Genomic DNA, 18,403 nt, shown 5'->3' with positions numbered 1-18,403 from the left:
ACCGATTCCGTCCCGAGGTGCTCCGGGGCAGGAGCGTGGCAGGATGCAAGGGCCATGGCCGTCGGTCGCTTCGCCCCCAGCCCCACCGGGGACCTCCACCTCGGCAACCTTCGCACCGCGCTGGTGGCCTGGCTGTTCGCACGATCGGCGCGCAGCCGGTTCCTGATGCGGGTCGAGGATCTCGACGACCGCGTGTCGAACCGAGCACACGAGGCCCGGCAACTCGCCGACCTGGCCGCGCTGGGACTCGACTGGGACAGACCCGTCGTGCGCCAGTCCGAGCGCTTCGAGCAGTACCACGAGACGATCCGCAGGCTCACCGACGCCGGTCTGACCTACGAGTGCACCTGCACCCGACGAGAGATCCGCGAGGCCGCCTCCGCACAGCACGGCGAGGCTCCCGAGGGTGCCTACCCAGGGACGTGCCTGCGCCTCAGCGCCGCCGAGCGCGCCGAGCGCGCCGCCACGGGGCGCCCTGCCGCGATCCGGCTGCGGGCCCAGGTGCGCGAGGCCGAGGTCGTCGACCGGATCCACGGCACCTACCGGGGTCTGGTCGACGACGTGGTCCTGCAGCGCAACGACGGCACCCCCGCCTACAACCTGGCGGTGGTGATCGACGACGCCGACCAGGGCATCGAAGAGGTGGTGCGGGGCGACGACCTGTTGCCTTCGACCCCCCGCCAGCTCCACATCGCCGACCTGTTGGGGCTGCCCCGGCCCGCCCACGCGCACGTCCCGCTGGTGCTGGGAGCCGATGGCCAGCGCATGGCCAAGCGCCACGGCGCGGTCACCCTCGCCGACCGTCAGGCTCTCGGGGAGTCACCGAAGCAGGTGCTGTCGCTGCTCGCGGCCTCGCTGGGGCTGGCCGAGCCGGGCGAGCCGGTCACCCCTGCCGAGCTGGTGGCACGTTTCGATCCGACGCTGCTCCCCCGCGAGCCGTGGACCTTCGAGACCGACCGCTGATCAGCTCGCCGAGCGGGCACGGAGGCGGAAGGAGATGAGGCGGCGGGCGGTGGCGATCTCGTCGACCCGCAGCGCGATCAGGGCCGTGCCATAGACGACGACACCGACCGGGACACCGACCGCGATCTGGGCGACCGGGCCGGTCGAGGCGAGCGGCTGGGAGACCGCCCAGGCCGCGAGCCCGCACACGCCGGCCGCGAGCCCCATCCGCACCACGGGCCCGACGACCGACCGCAGGCCCAGCCCTCCGACCGCCTTGGACAGGGACCGGACCGCGAGCACGGCCCCCACCAGGTACGCCGCCGAGTAGGCCAGACCCAACCCCTGAACCCCCAGCCACACGACCAGCGGCACCGCCAGGGCCACGTTGAGCCCGTTCTCGGTGAGGTTGAGCAGGAACGGGGTCCTGGTGTTCTTGCGGGCGTAGAAGCCGCGGAGCGCGAACAGATAGACCGAGAACCCGAACAGGCCGATCGCCAGGGTGGCGACCACGCCGGCGGTGACCGAGGCGGGCGCCCCCCGCGTGATGGGCAACAGCGCGACGATCGGGAGCGACAGAGCCAGGTACCCCAACGACGCGGGCAGCAGCACCAGGGCCATGAGGCGCACCCCGAGGGTGAACCGCTCGCCGAACGCGGCGGCGTCACCGTCCTGTGCGGACCGGGTCAGCTCGGGCATGAAGGTGGTCATGATCGACACGGCGAACAGGCCGTGGGGCAGCTGGAAGAAGATGAAGGCCACCGTGTAGGCGGTCAGGTGCCCGGCCGGCTGGGTCTGGGCCAGCCACATGACCGTCAACAGCGCCATCTGGTTGGCGGCGACATAGCCGACAGTCCACCCCGACAGGCCGACGACGGTCTTCACCGCCGGGTGTCGGAAGTCGGGGTTGAACCGCAGCGGCACCCGCTGGCGCACCAGCGCCGGCACCATGGCGAAGGCCATGGCCACCACACCGGCGGTGGTGCCGAGACCGAGCAGCAGGAGCAAGGTGGTGTCGCCCACCGCCTGCACCAGCGCTCCGGGCTCGCCGACCCCGCGGCCGACCAGCGTGGGAAGCGACAGGAACATCGCCGACACCACCAGGTTGTTCAGCACCGGTGCGTAGGCGGGAGCGAGGTAGTGGCGCCGGGCGTGCAACATGGCGGTCACCACGGTGATCAGCCCGTAGAACAGCACCTGGGGCATGAAGAACCGCAGCAGAGTGGTGCCGACCTCGCGGTAGGAGGCAAGCTCGGCCGCCGACGGGTTCTCGAGCGCGAGGGCGAACCCGGCGATGATCCACGGGGCGGCGATGATGCCGACGACCGCAACCACCACGAGCACCAGCGCGGCGGTCGAGACCACCGCCGAGGTGCCGCCGTCCTCCTTCTTCACCCGTTCGGTGAAGACCGGCACGAGCGTGGCCGACAGGATGCCGCCGAGCAGCAGCTCGTACACCAGGTTCGGCATGGTGTTGGCGACGTTGTAGACGTCGGTGAGCCACGTCTGGTTCAGGGCGTAGAGCAGCGCGAAGACCCGGACCAGCCCGGTGACCCGCGACAGGCCGGTGCCCACCGCCACCAGCGCGCTCGACCGCACCAGCGCGCCGCGGGTCGGGGCGCCGCCGGACCCGCCGGCGGTCGCCTGGGTGGACTCGGACGCATCGGCCATCACGCCAAGTCAAGCAGCCACGTTCAGTCAGAGGTGGCGATGCCGTAGACCCGGCGGCGGGGAACGTCGAACCGCGTCGCGACCTCGCTCGACGCGTCGCGGGTCGACATGCCGGCCGCCATGAGCCGCGCCAGCTCTGCCCGCACCTCGTCATCGGACGCGGGCTCGGGCTCGGGGGCCCCGTCGACCACCACCACGTACTCGCCACGCGGCGCCACCTCGGCCAGGTGATCGATGGCACCCGCCAGGGTGCCGCGCCACACCTCCTCGTGCAGCTTGGTCAGCTCGCGGGCCAGCGCACAACGTCGGGTCGGGCCCAGGGCCTCGGCCAGGTCGGCGATGGTCCGGACCAGTCGGTGCGGGGCCTCGTAGAGCACCACGGTGCGCCGTTCACCAGCCAGTGCGGTCAGGCGCGCGGTGCGGGCCGAACCCTTCCGGGGCAGGAACCCCTCGAAGCAGAACCGTCCGGTGGGCAACCCGCTGGCCACGAGGCCGGCGACCAGAGCCGACGGTCCCGGCACCACCTCGACCACGTGCCCCGCGCCGCCCGCGGCCCGCACCAACCGCTCGCCCGGGTCCGAGATGCCCGGCATGCCCGCATCGGTCACCACCGCGACGGTCTCACCACGATCGAGGCGGGCGAGGACGTCACGGGTCCGGGCGGCCTCGGTGTGGTCGTTGACCGTGATGAGCGTCCTGGCAGCGACACCTGCGTGCTGGAGCAAGCGCCCGGTGCGGCGCGTGTCCTCACATGCGACGGCGTCGGCGGCGGCGAGCGCCTCGATCGCACGCGGCGCCAGGTCGCCGAGGTTGCCGATCGGGGTGGCGACGAGCACGAGACGACCGGCGCTCACCGCCGCACCTCCAGCGCGTCGCCGATCCCGAGGTTCCACGAGGCGAACGACCCGGCCTCGGCCTCGATCGCCCCTCGTGCCGGCCAGCAGGGCCGGGTGATCCGACCGGGCCGCATCGAGACGATCCTCGCCACGACGAGATCGGCGTCGACGAAGGCCACATCGATGGGGAACCGCATGCCGAAGGTGTGCACCGAACGGCACGGGGTCAGATAGATCGCGCCCTCGATGCCCTCACGACCGAGCAGTCCCCGCGAGCGGTCGCGGCGCCCGTCGGCGATCTCCAGCGATGCCAGCACCTCGTCGTCTCGCACCAACCACGCCACCGCGGCCTCCCGTGGATCGTCACACCATGGCCCGCATCGACGGGCTCAGACGTTGAAGCGGATCTCCACCACATCACCGTCCTGGACCTCGTAGTCCTTGCCTTCCACCCGCAGCTTGCCCACGTCGCGGGCCTTGGACCACGACCCGATCTCGAGCAGTTCGTCCCAGTGGATGACCTCGGCCCGGATGAACCCACGCTCGAAGTCGGTGTGGATGCGGCCCGCGGCCTGGGGCGCCTTGGAACCGGCCCGGAACGTCCACGCCCTGGTCTCCTTCTCGCCCGTGGTGAGGAAGGTGCGCAACCCCAGCGCGTGGTATGCGGCCCGCACGAACCGGGGAAGCGCGCCCTCGCCGAGGCCGAGCGCGTCGAGCACCTCGCGCCGTTCGTCGGGTTCCATGAGCGCCGCCTCGGCTTCGAGCTGCACGCAGGCGCCGATCACCTCGGCCCGCTCGCCGAGCTCGGCGACAACCGGGGCGACCACCTCGTCGACCCGCTCGATGTCGTCCTCGCCGATGTTGACCACCGCCAGCACCGGCTTGTTGGTGAGCAGGAAGTAGGGCCGCAGCAACCGGCGGGACGAGGCTGACAGGTCGCTGCGGTAGATCGGCGTGCCTTCGGCGAGGACCCCGATCGCCTCGTCGAGCGCCGCCACCTCGTCGGCCAGGCCCTTGTCGCCCTTGAGGGCCTTGCGGCGCTTGGTGACCTGGGACTCGACGGTCTCGAGGTCGGCGAGGGTCAGCTCGATCTCGATCACCCGGAGGTGCTCGAGCGGGTCGGACGGACCGGGAACGTCGGTGTCGGCGAAGGCCCGCAGCACATAGACGATGGCGTCGACCTCGCGGATCCCGCCCAGGAAGCGGTTGCCGAGCCCCTCTCCCCTGCTCGCCCCCTCGACCAGCCCCCCGATGTCGGTGAACTGCACGCTGGCCGGCACGACGCTTCTCGAGTTGCTCATGGTCGCCAACGCGTCGAGCCGCTGGTCGAAGACCTTGGCCACCCCCACGTTGGGATCGGTGGTGGCGAAGGCGTAGGGCGCGGCGAGGGCACCGCCGCCCGCCAGCGCGTTGTACAGCGACGACTTCCCCGCGTTGGGGAGGCCGACGAACCCGAATCGTTCCATCGGCCAGAGCGTACCGGTGACCGGCGGAGTCGCCGGACGCGCCGCCGGCCCGGTAGGGTCGCACCCCTATGTCGAAGAAGACCTCCAAGAAGCGCGCCAAGGCCCGCCGCAACAAGGCCAACCACCGCCGCAAGCCCAACGCCGGCCGCTAGCCCACCCACGGCGACCCAGCGTGCTGATCTTCGACGGCGACTGCGGGTTCTGCACCACCTCCGCCCACTGGATCGAACGCCGGCTCCCCGACGACGTCGAGGTGGTGGCCTGGCAGTTCGTCGATGACCTCGGCGCGCTCGGCCTCACCGTCGACGAGGCCAACGCCAAGGTGTGGTGGATCACCCCCGACGGCCGGCGTCACGGCGGACACCTGGCCATCGGCCATGCCCTGCGCAGCACGGGTGGATTCTGGGGTCTGATCGGGACGATGCTGGTCACCCCGCCGGTCTCGTGGCTGGCCGCTCCCGTCTACGCGCTCGTCGCCCGCTACCGCCACCGCATGCCGGGCGGCACTCCGGCCTGCCGGATCGACCCGCCAGGCTGACCGATCCACCACCACGAACCGCTCACGGGGACTACGGTGTGCTTCCACGGACATCCGGGGAGATCCCCGACCCGGTGACAACGAGCGGGCGCCCATCGTGGGTGCCTCGGCACGATGGAGGATGCATGCGCACCAACTCTCGGGGCCTCCGGCTCCTGCTTGCCCTGATGGCGGTGTTCGCCCTGGTCGCAGTCGGCTGCGGCGACGACGGCGATGGCGATGGCGACGACACCGCTGCCGATGGCGGCGACTCGGACCTGCGGGTCGGCATGGTCTATGACATCGGCGGCCGTGGCGACCAGTCGTTCAACGATGCCGCGGCCCGGGGCCTCGACCAGGCCGCCGACGAGTTCGGCATCGAGACCCAGGACCTGGAACCGAGCGGCACCGGCGAGGACCGCGAAGAGCTGCTGCGCCTGCTCGCCGACGAGGGCTACGACCTCATCATCGGTGTCGGGTTCGCCTTTGCCGAGCACATGGAGGCGGTGAGCCAGGACTTCCCCGACACCACCTTCGCCATCGTCGACGCCGTGGTCGACCAGCCCAACGTCGCCTCACTGACCTTCGCCGAACACGAGGGTTCGTTCCTGGTCGGCGCCGCGGCGGCACTGACCAGCGAGACGGGGCACATCGGCTTCATCGGCGGCGTCGAGAACCCGCTGATCCAGAAGTTCGAGGCGGGATATGTGGCCGGCGCCCAAGAGGTGAACCCCGACATCACCGTCGACATCAGCTACATCTCCCAGCCGCCGGACTTCTCGGGCTTCAACGACCCGGCCCGGGCCAACGAGATCGCGGCGTCGATGTACCAGGACGACGCCGATGTCGTGTACCACGCCGCCGGCGGATCGGGCAACGGCCTGTTCGAGGCGGCATCCGACGCCGGAGAGCAAGGTGAGGTGTGGGCGATCGGTGTCGACTCGGACCAGTACGAGATCGTCGGCGAGCCGCTCAACCAGTACATCCTCACCTCGATGCTCAAGCAGGTCGACAACGCGGTCTACCTCACCATCGAGTCGTTCGTGAACGGCGAGGACGTCTCCGGCCAGCTGGTGTTCGACCTCGAGTCCGACGGCGTCGGCTACTCGACCTCGGGCGGGTTCATCGACGACATCACCGGCGAGCTCGACGACTACGCCGACCAGATCATCGCCGGCGACATCGAGGTCCCCGACACCCCGTAGCGGGTTCGCCCCACGAGTACCCCGAGCCTCGGCGGGTCCCCGGCTAGCATCGCCGCGGGACCCGTCGAGGTCCGTTCCCATCACCGCACCTCACAGGGGACGAGGACGACCGAGTGGAAGCATCCAACGCCGTCGAGCTGCGCGGGATCACGAAGCGGTTCCCCGGCGTGGTGGCCAACCACGATGTCGACCTCACCGTGTCCCGCGGCGAGATCCACGCCGTCGTCGGCGAGAACGGGGCCGGCAAGTCGACCCTGATGAAGGTCCTCTACGGCATGCAGCGGCCCGACGAGGGGACCGTCGCCGTGAACGGAGCGCCGGTCCAGCTCCGCACTCCCACCGATGCCATCGACGCCGGCATCGGCATGGTCCACCAGCACTTCATGCTCGCCGACAACCTCACCGTGCTCGAGAACGTCATCCTCGGCGCCGAGCCGCGACGGGGCGCAAGCCTCGACCGGGCCGAGGCCCGGCGCCAGATCGACTACCTGGCCGAGGCCTACGGGTTCCGGATCGATCTCGACCGACTCGTCGCCGACCTCGGTGTCGGTGAGCGCCAGCGGATCGAGATCCTCAAGGTGCTGTTCCGTGGGGCCCGGATCTTGATCCTCGACGAGCCGACCGCGGTGCTGGTCCCCCAGGAGGTCGAGGACCTGTTCCACAACCTGAGGGGACTCAAGGACGACGGGGTGACGATGATCTTCATCTCGCACAAGCTCGACGAGGTCCTCTCGATCGCCGACACCATCACGGTGATGCGGGCCGGGACCACCGTCGCCACCGTCGAACCCGGCGACGTCACCGCCCGCGACCTCGCCGAGCTGATGATCGGCAGCGAGCTGCCCACACCCGAGACCCGCGAGAGCACGGTCACCGACACCGCCCAGCTCGAGGTGTCGGGCCTGGGTGTTCGCGACCAGTCCGGACGGTCCCTCATCGAGGAGGTGAGCTTCACGGTCCACCGTGGCGAGATCGTCGGCATCGCCGGGGTCGAGGGCAACGGTCAGCACGACCTCATCGATGCACTGCTCGGCATCGCCGCGCCGACCGAGGGACGCATCATCCTCGGCGGCCGCGACATCACCGACGACCCCACCCGGGACCGCCGCGAGGCCGGGCTCGGCTACATCCCCCAGGACCGCCACCGCGAGGGCCTCCTGCTTCCGGCGCCGCTGTGGGAGAACACCATGCTCGGCCACCAGCGCCAGGCGCCCTTCGCCCGAGGGCCGTGGATCGACCGAACCGGGGCGCGGGAGCGCACCGAGGAGGTCCTCGAGACCTTCGACGTGCGCGCCCCCGGCGTCGGCGTTGCCGCCCACGCCCTGTCCGGTGGCAACCAGCAGAAGCTCATCGTCGGCCGGGAGATGGCCGCGCGCCCGGCGATGCTCATCGCGGCCCATCCCACCCGCGGCATCGACGTCGGGGCCCAGGCCGCGGTGTGGGAGGAGCTGCGCAACGCCCGCGGCGACGGGCTGGCGGTGCTGCTCATCTCCGCCGACCTCGAGGAGCTCATCGGCCTGTCCGACACGCTCCACGTCATCTACGGCGGACGCCTCGTCGCCCACCTCGACCCGGCCACGGTCACCGCGAAGGAGCTCGGCGCCCACATGACCGGCACCGGACGGGACGCCGCGTGACCCTGGTCCGCCGCGCGGGACTCGCCCTGGTGGCGCCGGTGCTGGCACTGGCCTTCTCCGTTGCACTGTCGTCGGTCTTCCTCCTGCTCGCCGACGCTCCCCCACTCGACGCCTATCGCGAGATGTGGGCATACGGGACCCGCAGCGACTCGCTGGTGTCGATGGTGAACCGGGCGGTGCCGCTCTACCTGTCGGGCCTCGCGGTCGCGATCGGCATCAAGATGGGTCTGCTCAACATCGGCGTCGAGGGTCAGTACCGCATCGCCGCCGTCGCCGCCGCCGCGGTCGGCTCGTGGATCGTGCTGCCGGCGCCGCTGCACGTCGCGGTCATCCTGCTCACCGCGATCATCGCCGGCATGGCCTGGATCACCATCCCCACCGTGTTGAAGGTGACCCGCGGTGTCCACGAGGTGATCTCGACCATCATGTTGAACTTCATCTCCATCGGGCTCACCGCATGGCTGCTGGCCAACTTCCTCGACACCCGGTCATCGGCATCGGACCTGCTGCTGGCGACCGACACCATCCCCGAGTCCGGCCGGTTCCCGTCGCTCAACCCGGTGCTCGAGGCTCTCGGCCTCGAGCTGCGAGCCGGCACCGAGCTCCACGGCTTCGTCATCATCGCCGCGCTCATCGGCATCGGCTTCTACCTGGTCATCTGGCGCACCCGCTTCGGGTTCGACCTGCGCGCCGCCGGGGTCAACCGCCAGGCTGCGCTGGTCAGCGGCGTCGACTCCAAGGCGATGATCGCCAAGGTCCTGCTCATCTCTGGCGGTCTGGCCGGGCTGGTGGGCATGTCCCAGCTCCTCGGCTTCTTCCACCGCTACACCGTCGACTTCCCCGCCCAGCTCGGCTTCACCGGGATCGCCGTCGCCCTGCTGGGTCGCAACCACCCCGCGGGCATCGCCATCGGCGCCCTGCTCTTCGGCTTCATGGAGCGTTCGGCCCAGATCCTCGATCTCGAGGGGATCCCCAAAGAGATCGTCGTGATCATGCAGGGGATCATCGTGATCTCGGTCGTGGTCGCCTACGAGCTCGTGCGGCGTTTCCGTGAAGCCCAGGAGCAGCGCGAGGTGAGCCGCGAGATGGCCGATGCGACCCAGAGCTCGACAGGGGGTGCGACCACATGACCGCACCCGAGACCCCGAACACCGCCGACGAGGCCCTCGTCGAGCCGAGCCCGACCGGGATCCGTCCCTGGCAACGGTTCCGCGACCTGCACCCCTGGCAGCGCGGCCTGCTCATGGCCAGCGTCGGCATCCTGTTGCTGTCGGTCACCCGGATCATCGCCGACACCTCCGAGCTGACCTCCTCGGGAACGTGGGGGGCTGCGCTGCGCCTCGGCGTCCCGATCGGTCTCGCCGGACTCGGCGGCGTCTTCTCCGAGCGGTCCGGCGTCATCAACATCGGGCTCGAGGGCATGATGATCCTCGGCACCTGGTTCGGAGCCTACGGAGCATGGCAGTTCGGCCTCTGGTGGGGAGTGGTGCTCGGACTGCTCGGCGGAGCGATCGGTGGCCTGCTCCACGCGCTGGCCACGGTCACCTTCGGTGTCGACCACATCATCTCGGGCGTGGCGATCAACATTCTCGGTGGAGGCATCGCCCGCTACCTCTCGGTGATCACCTACACGCCGGGCACCGGAGGCGGAGCGACCCAGTCCCCCGCGATCACCGACAGCATCAGCACGGTCAGCATCCCGTTCCTCGCCGGCGGCAAATTGCTGGGGTGGGACAGCCCCGACCTGTTCGGATGGTTCGAGCAGCACGGCTGGTTCTTCGTGTCCGACGTGGCCGGGATCCTCAAGGGGCTCACGGCCAACCTCTCGCTGTTCACCGTGCTCGCGGTCGCGCTCTTCCCGTTGGCGTTCTGGGTGCTCTGGCGCACCGCATTCGGGCTGCGCGTGCGCGCCTGCGGCGAGAACCCCGAGGCGGCGGAGTCGCTCGGTGTCGCCGTCTACAAGATGAAGTACGCCGCCATCACCATCAGCGGTGGCCTCGCCGGTCTCGGCGGGGCGTTCCTCGCCCTGGTGGCATCCAACCTCTACCGGGAGGGCCAGACCGGCGGTCGGGGGTTCATCGGGCTCGCCGCCATGATCTTCGGCAACTGGCGTCCCGGCGGTGCCGCGGTGGGTGCCGGGCTGTTCGGGTTCACCGACGCCCTGCAGCTCCGCAGCAGCGAGGCCATCCAGGGGCTGTTGCTCTTCATCGCCCTGCTCGCCGCCGCGTTCGCCCTCCGCTCGCTGATCCAGCAGCGCGGGCTCCTGACGACGATGCTCCTCGCCGCCACCTCCATCGGGTTCCTGGCCTGGTACATCGTCTCGGACGAGGTCCCCAGCCAGTTCGTGAACTTCACCCCCTACGTCGTCACCCTGCTGGTGCTGGCCTTTGCCGCCCAACGATTGCGGCCCCCGGCGTGGATCGGTCGCGTCTACCGCAAGGGTGAGGTGCACTAGCCGTGGATGTCGTCGACATCATCCGGGCCAAGCGCGACGGGCACCGCCTGAGCGACGAGCAGATCGACTGGTTCATCGGTGCCTACACCGATGGCGAGGTCGCCGACGAACAGGCATCGGCGCTGCTGATGGCCATCGTCTTCCGGGGCATGGAGGCCGACGAGCTGGCCCACTGGACCGCGGCGATGATCGCCTCCGGCACCCGGCTCGACCTGTCCGGCGTGGGGCGGCCCACCGTCGACAAGCACTCCACCGGCGGGGTGGGCGACAAGGTGTCGCTCATCCTCTGCCCGCTGGTCGCAGCCTGCGGCGCGGCGGTGCCACAGCTGTCCGGCCGCGGGCTCGGCCACACCGGTGGAACCCTCGACAAGCTCGAGTCGATCCCCGGGTGGGGGGCGACGGTCTCCACCGACGACATGATCCGGATCCTGCGCGACATCGGCGGGGTCATCTGCGCCGCCGGCGGCGACCTGGCACCGGCCGACCGCAAGCTCTACGCCCTGCGCGACGTCACCGGCACCGTCGAGGCCATCCCGCTCATCGCGTCGTCGATCATGTCCAAGAAGATCGCCGAGGGCACCGACGCTCTCGTCCTCGACGTCAAGGTCGGCAGCGGCGCGTTCCTGCCCGAGCGCGAGATGGCCGACGAGCTGGCCCGCACCATGGTCGGCCTCGGCGAGGCCCACGGGGTGAGGACCTCGGCGCTGCTCACCGCGATGGACACTCCTCTGGGGCTCACCGCCGGCAACGCCCTGGAGGTGCAGGAGGCGGTCGACGTGCTCGCCGGGGGCGGCCCCCCGGACCTCATCGAGGTGACCCTGGCCCTGGCCACCGAGATGCTGGCGCTGGCCGGCATCGACACCGATCCCGCCGTCGCCCTTGCCGATGGTCGGGCGATGGACACCTGGCGGGCGATGATCTCGGCTCAAGGTGGCGACCCCGACGCTTCCCTCCCCCGGTCCCGACACACCGGGACGATCACCTGTCCCACCGACGGCGTGCTGCAACGTCTCGACGCCCGTGCCGTGGGCATCGCCGCCTGGAGGCTCGGTGCCGGGCGGGCCCGCAAGGAGGACCCGGTCAGCGCGGCCGCGGGCGTGATCATGCACGCCAAGCCGGGCGACACCGTTCGGGCCGGCCAACCACTGCTCGAGCTGCACACCGACGACCCGACCCGCCTGGAGCACGCCGAGGCGGCGCTCGAAGGGGCTCTCGACATCGGTGCCCACCCACCCGAGGCCATGCCGCTGATCATCGATCGGATCGGACCGTGAACCCCCTCACCGACGCCGCCATCGACCGCCTCGTCGCCGAGGCCCGGGTCCACGGCGAACGGGCACGGGTGCCCTACTCGTCGTTTCGGGTCGGCGCCGCCGTGCTCACCGCCGACGGGGTCACCGTCGGCGGGTGCAACGTCGAGACCGCCAGCTACGGGCTGGCGATCTGCGGTGAGCGGACCGCCATGTTCTCCGCTGTCGCCGGCGGCCACCACGACCTGGTCGCGCTGGCGGTGAGCTGTCTCGACGGAGACGTCGGTCGCCCCGCCACCCTGATGCCGTGCGGGGCCTGCCGACAGGTGATGGTCGAGCTGCTCGGCCGCGACGCGCTGGTGGTCATCGATGGTGTCGGCCGGTTCGAGCTCAACGAGCTGCTCCCCCATCCGTTCCGACTCTGAGCCTCCCCCAGCCCCACGGTCACGCCCGGTCGAGGACCCGGCCGATCAGGTTGACGAAGGTGTCGGTGTCCTGGGCGCCGGGGATGACGAACGCCTCGTCGAGCACGAAGGCGGGCACACCGGCAATGCCGTGCTCGCGGGCCTGGACCAGGTCCGCCTCGACGGTGGCGAGGTGGTCGCCGCCGGCCAGCATCGCCGCGGCGGCGTCGCCGTCGAGGCCAACCTCGGTGGCCGCACCCGCCAGCGTGGCATGGTCTGCGACGTTGGCCCCTTCCTGGAAGTAGGCCCGGAACAGCACCTCGACCAGGGCGGCCTGCACGGCAGGGCCATCGGTCGCCAACGACCAGGCCACCAGGCGGTGGGCATCGATGGTGTTCACCCGCTTGGCCAGGTCGAACCGGTAGTCGATCCCGTCTGCTTCGCCGAGCGCGCCCAGACGCCGCGTCATCTGGTCGAACGCCCCCGAGCCGTACTTGGCCTCGATCGAACGCTTCAGATCGCCGGGCTCGGTGGTGGCGGTGGGGTCGAGCTGAAAGGCCCGCCACCGGACCTCGACGCCATCGAGGCCGCCGAGGCGTTCGACCGCCTGGTCGAACCGGCGCTTGCCGAGAAAGCACCACGGGCAGATGACGTCGGACCAGATGTCGATGCGCACACCTTCTCCAACACGCGAGCGTCCCGCGAGCTTCCCGGCCGGCCACCTCTGGCCGGGATGGCGGTCAGGCCCGGGGGGAGTCGACGACGTCGATCGATGCGGGACCGAACACCGGGATCGCCGCGATCCAGGGCGCGGGGTCCGCTGCCGACCACTGGAGACCCAGCATCTGGTCCCGGCTACGCCGACCCAGCATGACGCGGCCCAGCTCGAACCGGGTGGTGGTGAGGGTGCCGTCCGGTTCGTCGCCACCAGCGACCCACTCGTCGTCCTCGACCACGATCCGTAGCGGCGGGACGCCTCGCTCGGACCATCCACGACCGATCCCCCGGCGGGCGGCACGGTCGAGGAACCGCTCGGCGGCGCCTCCGTCGGGGAGCGGAACCTGAAGCGCCGAACGCATGTCGACCTCGTGGCTCCAGATGTCGATGACCAACGGGAGCGGGGCGTCGCGTCCCAGCTCGGCCAGCACGTCCTCGAGCTGGGGTCCGACGGTGCTCCACTCGTCGAGGACCGCCGCGAGCGAGCAGCCGGCCCGGTCGTCGACCTGACGGGCGGTGACCGCATCGTCGGGAGGGCCGGACAGCCCGCCCGCACACACATCGGCTGCCAGCCCCACGAGATGGGAGAACGTGTCCTTGACGGTCCAGCCGGGCAGCGCCGGCACCGGGGTGGCCGCCTCGGCTCCATCGAGGGTGGATCCCCAGGTCGTGAGGCGCCGGCGCCCCTCGCGGTAGGCGTCGTGAACCGTGTCGCTCCCCATGAGCATCGAACCTACCCGCCGTCGGTTCACGGCACCTACCCTGGGGGTGTGATCAGCGACGACCAGGCCCGGGCCTACGAGCGCGACGGGTTCCTCGTGATCGAGGACTTCGTCGACCCCGACACCTGCCGGCGACTCATCGACCGGGCCAACCACCTGGTCGACACCTTCGACCCCGACGCCGAGGCCAGCGCGTCGATCTTCTCCACCGTCGAACAGACCCGCACCGCCGACGACCACTTCCTCTCCTCCGGCGACCGGGTGAGCTTCTTCTTCGAGGAGGAGGCGTTCGACGACCACGGCGAGCTCCGCCAGGCCAAGGAGCTGTCGATCAACAAGATCGGCCACGCCCTCCACGACCTCGACCCGGTGTTCGAGCCGTTCTCGCACTCGTCCCGGCTCGGCGAGGTCGCCACCGGCATCGGCATGGTCGATCCGGTCGTGCTGCAGTCGATGTACATCTTCAAACAGCCCAACATCGGCGGCGAGGTCGTCTGCCACACCGACCACACGTTCCTGTGGACCGAACCGATGTCGGTCACCGGGTTCTGGTTCGCCCTCGAGGACGCCACCACCGAGAACGGGTGCATGTACGCGCTGCCGGGCGGCCACCGCATGCCGGTCAGGAAGCGGTTCGTGCGGGCTCCCGGCGGCGGCACCGACTTCGAGGTCTTCGACCCCGACGACTACCCCCTCGACGGCATCGTTCCGCTCGAGGCGCCCGCCGGCACCCTCATCGTCCTGCACGGCCTGCTGCCCCACCTGAGCGGCCCCAACCGGTCGCCCCGGTCGCGCCACGCCTACACGCTCCACGCCATCGAACGGGGTGCGAGCTATCCGGCCGAGAACTGGCTGCAGCGCCGGGCGGAGATGCCACTGCGCGGGTTCGCCGCCTGAACCGGCGACGCTCGACTCAGTTCCAGCTCGGGTCGACCGGATAGAACGACCACCGCCGCAGGGGCTCGGGTTGGCGGCGGAGCACCGCCGCCCAGAGATCGTCGGGATCGTCGGTGAGGGGGTCGGTCGGGTCGGCGTCGACGATCCACCAGGCGGTGGCCAACAGCTCGGACTCGAGCTGGCCAGGCCCCCACGAGGCATAGCCCGCGAACAGACGGATGCCTTCGACGGTGCCGACGGCCTCGACCGGTTCGGCGCTGAGGTCGATGACCCCCACCGGCCCGACGGTGACCTGGAAGGGACCGTCGAGCTCGCGCTGGGTGCGACGACCCAGACCGATGATGCCCTCCTGTTCGACCGGCCCACCGGCGAACACCACACCGGGATCGACGGTGAGGTCGGACCACCCGGGCAGGATCTCGGCGGCCGACAGCTCCGAGGGACGGTTCAGGACCAGGCCGAGGGAGCCGTCCTCGTCGTGGTCGAGCAACAGCACGACGGAACGTTCGAAGTTCGGATCGCCGATGGCGGCCGTGGCCACCAACAGCCGACCCGCGTGGGACACGAACGACATGGCCCCATCTTCGCTCATCTGAACGACCCCGTCCCCCCACCTGCGCAGATACCATCGGGCCAACGCCGGCCCCGAGGAGCTCCGTGCCCGAACCGCCCACTCTGGAATCCATCCGTGAGGCGCCCAAGGTGCTGCTTCACGACCACCTCGACGGCGGGCTGCGGCCACGGACCATCGTCGAGCTGGCCGAGGAGTACGGCTACGAGAGGCTTCCGACCACCGACGTCGACGAGCTCGGCGCCTGGTTCCACGCCGGCGCCGACCGCAAGGACCTGGCGCTGTACCTGGACACCTTTCAGCACACCGTCGCGGTGATGCAGCACCGAGACGCCCTGGTGCGGGTCGCCCGCGAGTGCGCTGAGGATCTCGCGGCCGACGGCATCGTCTATGCCGAGGTCCGCTTCGCCCCCGAGCTCCACCTGGAGCAGGGCCTGAGCCTCGACGAGGTGGTCGACGCGGTCCAGGAGGGCTTCCACCAGGGCTCGGACGGGCGGGCCATCACCGTCGGAACGCTTCTCACCGCCATGCGCACCGCCGCCAACTCCCGCGAGATCGCCGAGCTGGCCGTCCGCCACCGGGGCGACGGCGTGGTGGGGTTCGACATTGCCGGCAAGGAAGCGGGGTACCCGCCGTCGCGCCACCTCGATGCGTTCCAGTACGTGCAACGGGCCAACTTCCACATCACGGTCCACGCGGGCGAGGCCTTCGGGCTGCCGTCGATCTGGGAGGCCTTGCAGTGGTGCAGCGCCGAACGCCTCGGCCACGGGGTGCGGATCGTCGACGACATCACCGTCGCGGCCGACGGCGAGGCCCACCTGGGCGACATGGCTGCGTTCGTGCGGGACCGGCGGGTGCCGTTGGAGATGTGTCCCACCTCCAACGTCCACACCGGGGTGTGCGACACCATCGCCGAGCACCCCATCGGACTGCTGGCCAAGCTGCGGTTCCGGGTGACGGTCAACACCGACAACCGGCTGATGAGCAACATCTCGCTGTCCGAGGAGCTGGCCGGGCTGGTCGATGCGTTCGGCTACGGGTGGGACGAGCTGCAGTGGCTGACGATCAACGCCATGAAGAGCGCCTTCTGGCCCTTCGAGCGGCGTCTGGCGCTGATCAACGACGTGATCAAGCCCGGCTTCGCCCGCCTGGAGGGATAGCACCCGACGATGGCCCGCCTACTCGTCATCCACCACACCCCCTCGCCCCCCACCCACACGCTGCTCGACGCGGTACGCGACGGCGCCACGACCGACGAGATCGAAGGGGTCGAGGTGGTGCTGCGCCCCGCGCTGGCCCTGACCATCCCCGACGTGTTGGACGCCGACGGCTACCTGCTCGGGACACCGGCCAACTTCGGCTACATGTCGGGGGCGCTCAAGCACGCCTTCGACACCGTGTACTACCCGGTGCTCGACGCCACCCAGGGTCGGCCCTACGGCCTGTGGGTGCATGGCAACAACGACACCTCCGGAGCGGTGCGTGCCGTCGAGTCGATCACCACGGGTCTCGGCTGGGTCCTGGCCCAGCCGCCGCTGGAGGTGATCGGCTCGCCCGACCGCGACGCCACCGACGCCGCGTGGGAGCTCGGCGCAGCGGTCGCGGCGGGACTGATGCCCGACGGCTGAGGTCCCCTCAGCGACCTCGCACCGCCGATCAGCGTGAGGTGTTGGCCTCGAGGAGCAGGGCGACAGCGCTGGTGACCCGCTTGCCGGTGGGGACGTGCAGGAACTCGTTCGGTCCGTGGGCGTTGCTGCCCGGCCCGAGCACGCCGGTGACAACGAACTGAGCATCGGGGAACCGCTCGCCGAGCATCCCCATGAACGGGATCGAGCCGCCCTCGCCGATGTAGCGGGCATCGGCACCGAAGGCCGCCGTCGACGCCTGGTCGAGCGCCTCGGCCAGCCACGGCGCCTGCGCGGGCGCTTCCCATCCCGGTCCGCCCTCGACCACCTTCGCCCGGACGGTGGCGCCATGTGGCGGGTCGGCGGTCAACCGATCGACCACCGCGTCCATCGCCGAGGTGGGATCCACGCCCGGCGGCAACCGGAACGACAGCGCCACCGAGGTGAACGGCCGCAGCACGTTGCCGCCGTCGCGCACCGCCGGGATGCCGTCCATGCCGGTGACCGACAGGGTCGGCCGCCAGGTCTTGGCCAGCAGCGCCTCGAGCGGGTCGGTGGTGACCGGTCCGGTGTCGCCGGCCCACGGCCACGCGGTGGCGATCGCCCCACCCACCTCGGCCGCGGTGGCCCGCACCTGGTCGAGCCGGGCCGCGGAGGGCTCGCGGCGCAGCTCGGGTACGAGGATCTCGCCGGTGTCGGGGTCTTCGATCCGGTCGAGCAGCCGCCGCAGGATCCGAAAGCTCGACGGCACGATGCCGCTCGCCGCTCCCGAGTGGATCCCGTGCCGCAGCACCTCGACGGTCAGCACCACGCTGGCCACCCCTCGCAGCGAGGTCGTGACCCAGAGACGGTCGTAGTTCACGCACCCCGAGTCGAGGCAGATGACCAGGCTCGGCGAACCGATCCGATCGGCCAGCGCGTCGACGTAGGCGGGCAGGTCGGGGCTGCCCGACTCCTCGCTCGCTTCGATGAGGACCACGCAGCGGCTGTGCGGCCGGCCCTGGGCCTGCAGCGCCTCGATGGCGGTGAGCGCGGCGAAGGCCGAGTAGCCGTCGTCGGCCCCACCCCGACCGTAGAGCCGGTCGCGGTCGAGCACCGGAGTCCACGGGCCGAGCCCATCTCGCCAGCCGGTCATCTCGGGCTGCTTGTCGAGGTGGCCGTAGAGCATGACCGTGGCGCGGTCGTTGCCGTTGTCGCCGTCGGTGCCCTGCGATCCGTCCGAGGCCGGCACCTCCATGAAGACCAGCGGGGTGCGCCCCGGCAGCCGCACCACCTCGATCGAGAGGCCGGCGATCGAGCGTCGCTCGCCCCACGACACGATCAGCTCGACCGCAGCGTCGATGTGGCCGTTGGCCTCCCAGTCGGGGTCGAACGCCACCGACTTCGCGGGGATGGTGATGTAGTCGGACAGCGCGGGCAGGATCTCGTCGTCCCACACCCGCTCGCAGTGCTCGATCAGCTCGCCGGACATGGGGCGAGACTACGCCA

The 18,403-nt window shown here is 70.6% G+C and carries 19 protein-coding genes; 11 read left to right on the top strand and 8 right to left on the bottom strand.

Translation table 11 applies throughout. The features are described from left to right. The first annotated feature begins 54 nt into the window (after positions 1–54). Positions 55–963: a tRNA glutamyl-Q(34) synthetase GluQRS gene (gluQRS, locus tag U5K29_07830; GenBank protein MDZ7678448.1), complete on the top strand. Its 909-nt coding sequence runs from the start codon at positions 55–57 to the stop codon at positions 961–963. Here the strand turns inward: gluQRS and murJ are convergent, their stop codons facing one another. Genes murJ through ychF form a run of 4 tightly spaced genes read right to left on the bottom strand, consistent with a single transcriptional unit; the run spans position 964 to position 4,915 of the window. Continuing rightward, complete coding sequence (gene murJ, locus U5K29_07825) at positions 964–2,613, bottom strand: murein biosynthesis integral membrane protein MurJ (GenBank protein ID MDZ7678447.1); 1,650 nt, start codon at positions 2,611–2,613, stop codon at positions 964–966. A 23-nt stretch (positions 2,614–2,636) separates the two neighbouring features. Then, the gene (gene rsmI, locus U5K29_07820; protein ID MDZ7678446.1) at positions 2,637–3,467 is read right to left on the bottom strand and encodes a 16S rRNA (cytidine(1402)-2'-O)-methyltransferase; all 831 of its coding nucleotides are present in this window, start codon (positions 3,465–3,467) and stop codon (positions 2,637–2,639) included. After that, entirely contained in the window at positions 3,464–3,793 is a 330-nt protein-coding gene (locus tag U5K29_07815; protein ID MDZ7678445.1) for a DUF192 domain-containing protein, read from the bottom strand. Before U5K29_07815 ends, rsmI begins: the two co-directional genes overlap by 4 nt. Positions 3,794–3,838: 45 nt before the next feature. Further along, positions 3,839–4,915, bottom strand: a complete 1,077-nt coding sequence (ychF, locus tag U5K29_07810) for a redox-regulated ATPase YchF (GenBank protein ID MDZ7678444.1) — start codon at positions 4,913–4,915, stop codon at positions 3,839–3,841. Between the two features lie 172 nt (positions 4,916–5,087). Between ychF and U5K29_07805 the strand changes: the two genes are divergently transcribed. From U5K29_07805 to U5K29_07775, 7 genes are all read left to right on the top strand, one after another. Next, positions 5,088–5,453, top strand: coding sequence for a DUF393 domain-containing protein (locus tag U5K29_07805; GenBank protein MDZ7678443.1), 366 nt, complete (start codon positions 5,088–5,090; stop codon positions 5,451–5,453). A gap of 125 nt (positions 5,454–5,578) precedes the next feature. Next, the gene (locus tag U5K29_07800) at positions 5,579–6,637 is read left to right on the top strand and encodes a BMP family ABC transporter substrate-binding protein (GenBank protein MDZ7678442.1); all 1,059 of its coding nucleotides are present in this window, start codon (positions 5,579–5,581) and stop codon (positions 6,635–6,637) included. Between the two features lie 113 nt (positions 6,638–6,750). Continuing rightward, a complete protein-coding gene (locus U5K29_07795; protein ID MDZ7678441.1) occupies positions 6,751–8,274 on the top strand; it encodes an ABC transporter ATP-binding protein in 1,524 nt (507 codons plus the stop codon). Next, the gene (locus U5K29_07790; GenBank protein ID MDZ7678440.1) at positions 8,271–9,404 is read left to right on the top strand and encodes an ABC transporter permease; all 1,134 of its coding nucleotides are present in this window, start codon (positions 8,271–8,273) and stop codon (positions 9,402–9,404) included. The genes U5K29_07795 and U5K29_07790 overlap by 4 nt, the downstream gene beginning before the upstream one ends. Then, positions 9,401–10,729 (top strand): ABC transporter permease, encoded by a 1,329-nt coding sequence (locus tag U5K29_07785; GenBank protein ID MDZ7678439.1) that lies wholly within the window; start codon positions 9,401–9,403, stop codon positions 10,727–10,729. Before U5K29_07790 ends, U5K29_07785 begins: the two co-directional genes overlap by 4 nt. 2 nt (positions 10,730–10,731) lie before the next feature. Continuing rightward, positions 10,732–12,003, top strand: coding sequence for a thymidine phosphorylase (locus tag U5K29_07780; protein MDZ7678438.1), 1,272 nt, complete (start codon positions 10,732–10,734; stop codon positions 12,001–12,003). Next, positions 12,000–12,404, top strand: a complete 405-nt coding sequence (locus tag U5K29_07775) for a cytidine deaminase (protein MDZ7678437.1) — start codon at positions 12,000–12,002, stop codon at positions 12,402–12,404. The genes U5K29_07780 and U5K29_07775 overlap by 4 nt, the downstream gene beginning before the upstream one ends. A 19-nt stretch (positions 12,405–12,423) precedes the next feature. On the opposite strand, the gene U5K29_07770 is transcribed toward U5K29_07775, so the two are convergent. After that, a complete protein-coding gene (locus tag U5K29_07770) occupies positions 12,424–13,059 on the bottom strand; it encodes a DsbA family oxidoreductase (GenBank protein ID MDZ7678436.1) in 636 nt (211 codons plus the stop codon). Between the two features lie 64 nt (positions 13,060–13,123). Continuing rightward, positions 13,124–13,822 (bottom strand): maleylpyruvate isomerase family mycothiol-dependent enzyme, encoded by a 699-nt coding sequence (locus U5K29_07765; protein ID MDZ7678435.1) that lies wholly within the window; start codon positions 13,820–13,822, stop codon positions 13,124–13,126. Between the two features lie 48 nt (positions 13,823–13,870). Between U5K29_07765 and U5K29_07760 the strand changes: the two genes are divergently transcribed. After that, positions 13,871–14,719 (top strand): phytanoyl-CoA dioxygenase family protein, encoded by an 849-nt coding sequence (locus tag U5K29_07760; protein ID MDZ7678434.1) that lies wholly within the window; start codon positions 13,871–13,873, stop codon positions 14,717–14,719. A gap of 16 nt (positions 14,720–14,735) precedes the next feature. Here the strand turns inward: U5K29_07760 and U5K29_07755 are convergent, their stop codons facing one another. Continuing rightward, positions 14,736–15,311 (bottom strand): YqgE/AlgH family protein, encoded by a 576-nt coding sequence (locus U5K29_07755; protein MDZ7678433.1) that lies wholly within the window; start codon positions 15,309–15,311, stop codon positions 14,736–14,738. Positions 15,312–15,376: 65 nt separating this feature from the next. Between U5K29_07755 and U5K29_07750 the strand changes: the two genes are divergently transcribed. Next, a complete protein-coding gene (locus U5K29_07750; GenBank protein ID MDZ7678432.1) occupies positions 15,377–16,450 on the top strand; it encodes an adenosine deaminase in 1,074 nt (357 codons plus the stop codon). 9 nt (positions 16,451–16,459) lie between these two features. Further along, positions 16,460–16,918, top strand: coding sequence for an NAD(P)H-dependent oxidoreductase (locus tag U5K29_07745; GenBank protein MDZ7678431.1), 459 nt, complete (start codon positions 16,460–16,462; stop codon positions 16,916–16,918). A 28-nt stretch (positions 16,919–16,946) separates the two neighbouring features. On the opposite strand, the gene U5K29_07740 is transcribed toward U5K29_07745, so the two are convergent. After that, on the bottom strand, positions 16,947–18,386 hold the full coding sequence (locus tag U5K29_07740) for a M20/M25/M40 family metallo-hydrolase (GenBank protein MDZ7678430.1): 1,440 nt from the start codon (positions 18,384–18,386) through the stop codon (positions 16,947–16,949). Positions 18,387–18,403 lie beyond the last annotated feature (17 nt).

The sequence above is a fragment of the Acidimicrobiales bacterium genome (genome assembly GCA_034521975.1).
Taxonomy (GTDB): domain Bacteria; phylum Actinomycetota; class Acidimicrobiia; order Acidimicrobiales; family SKKL01; genus SKKL01.
The sequence above is the reverse complement of the archived record's forward strand: the minus strand, read 5'-3'. Positions and strand labels throughout refer to the sequence as shown.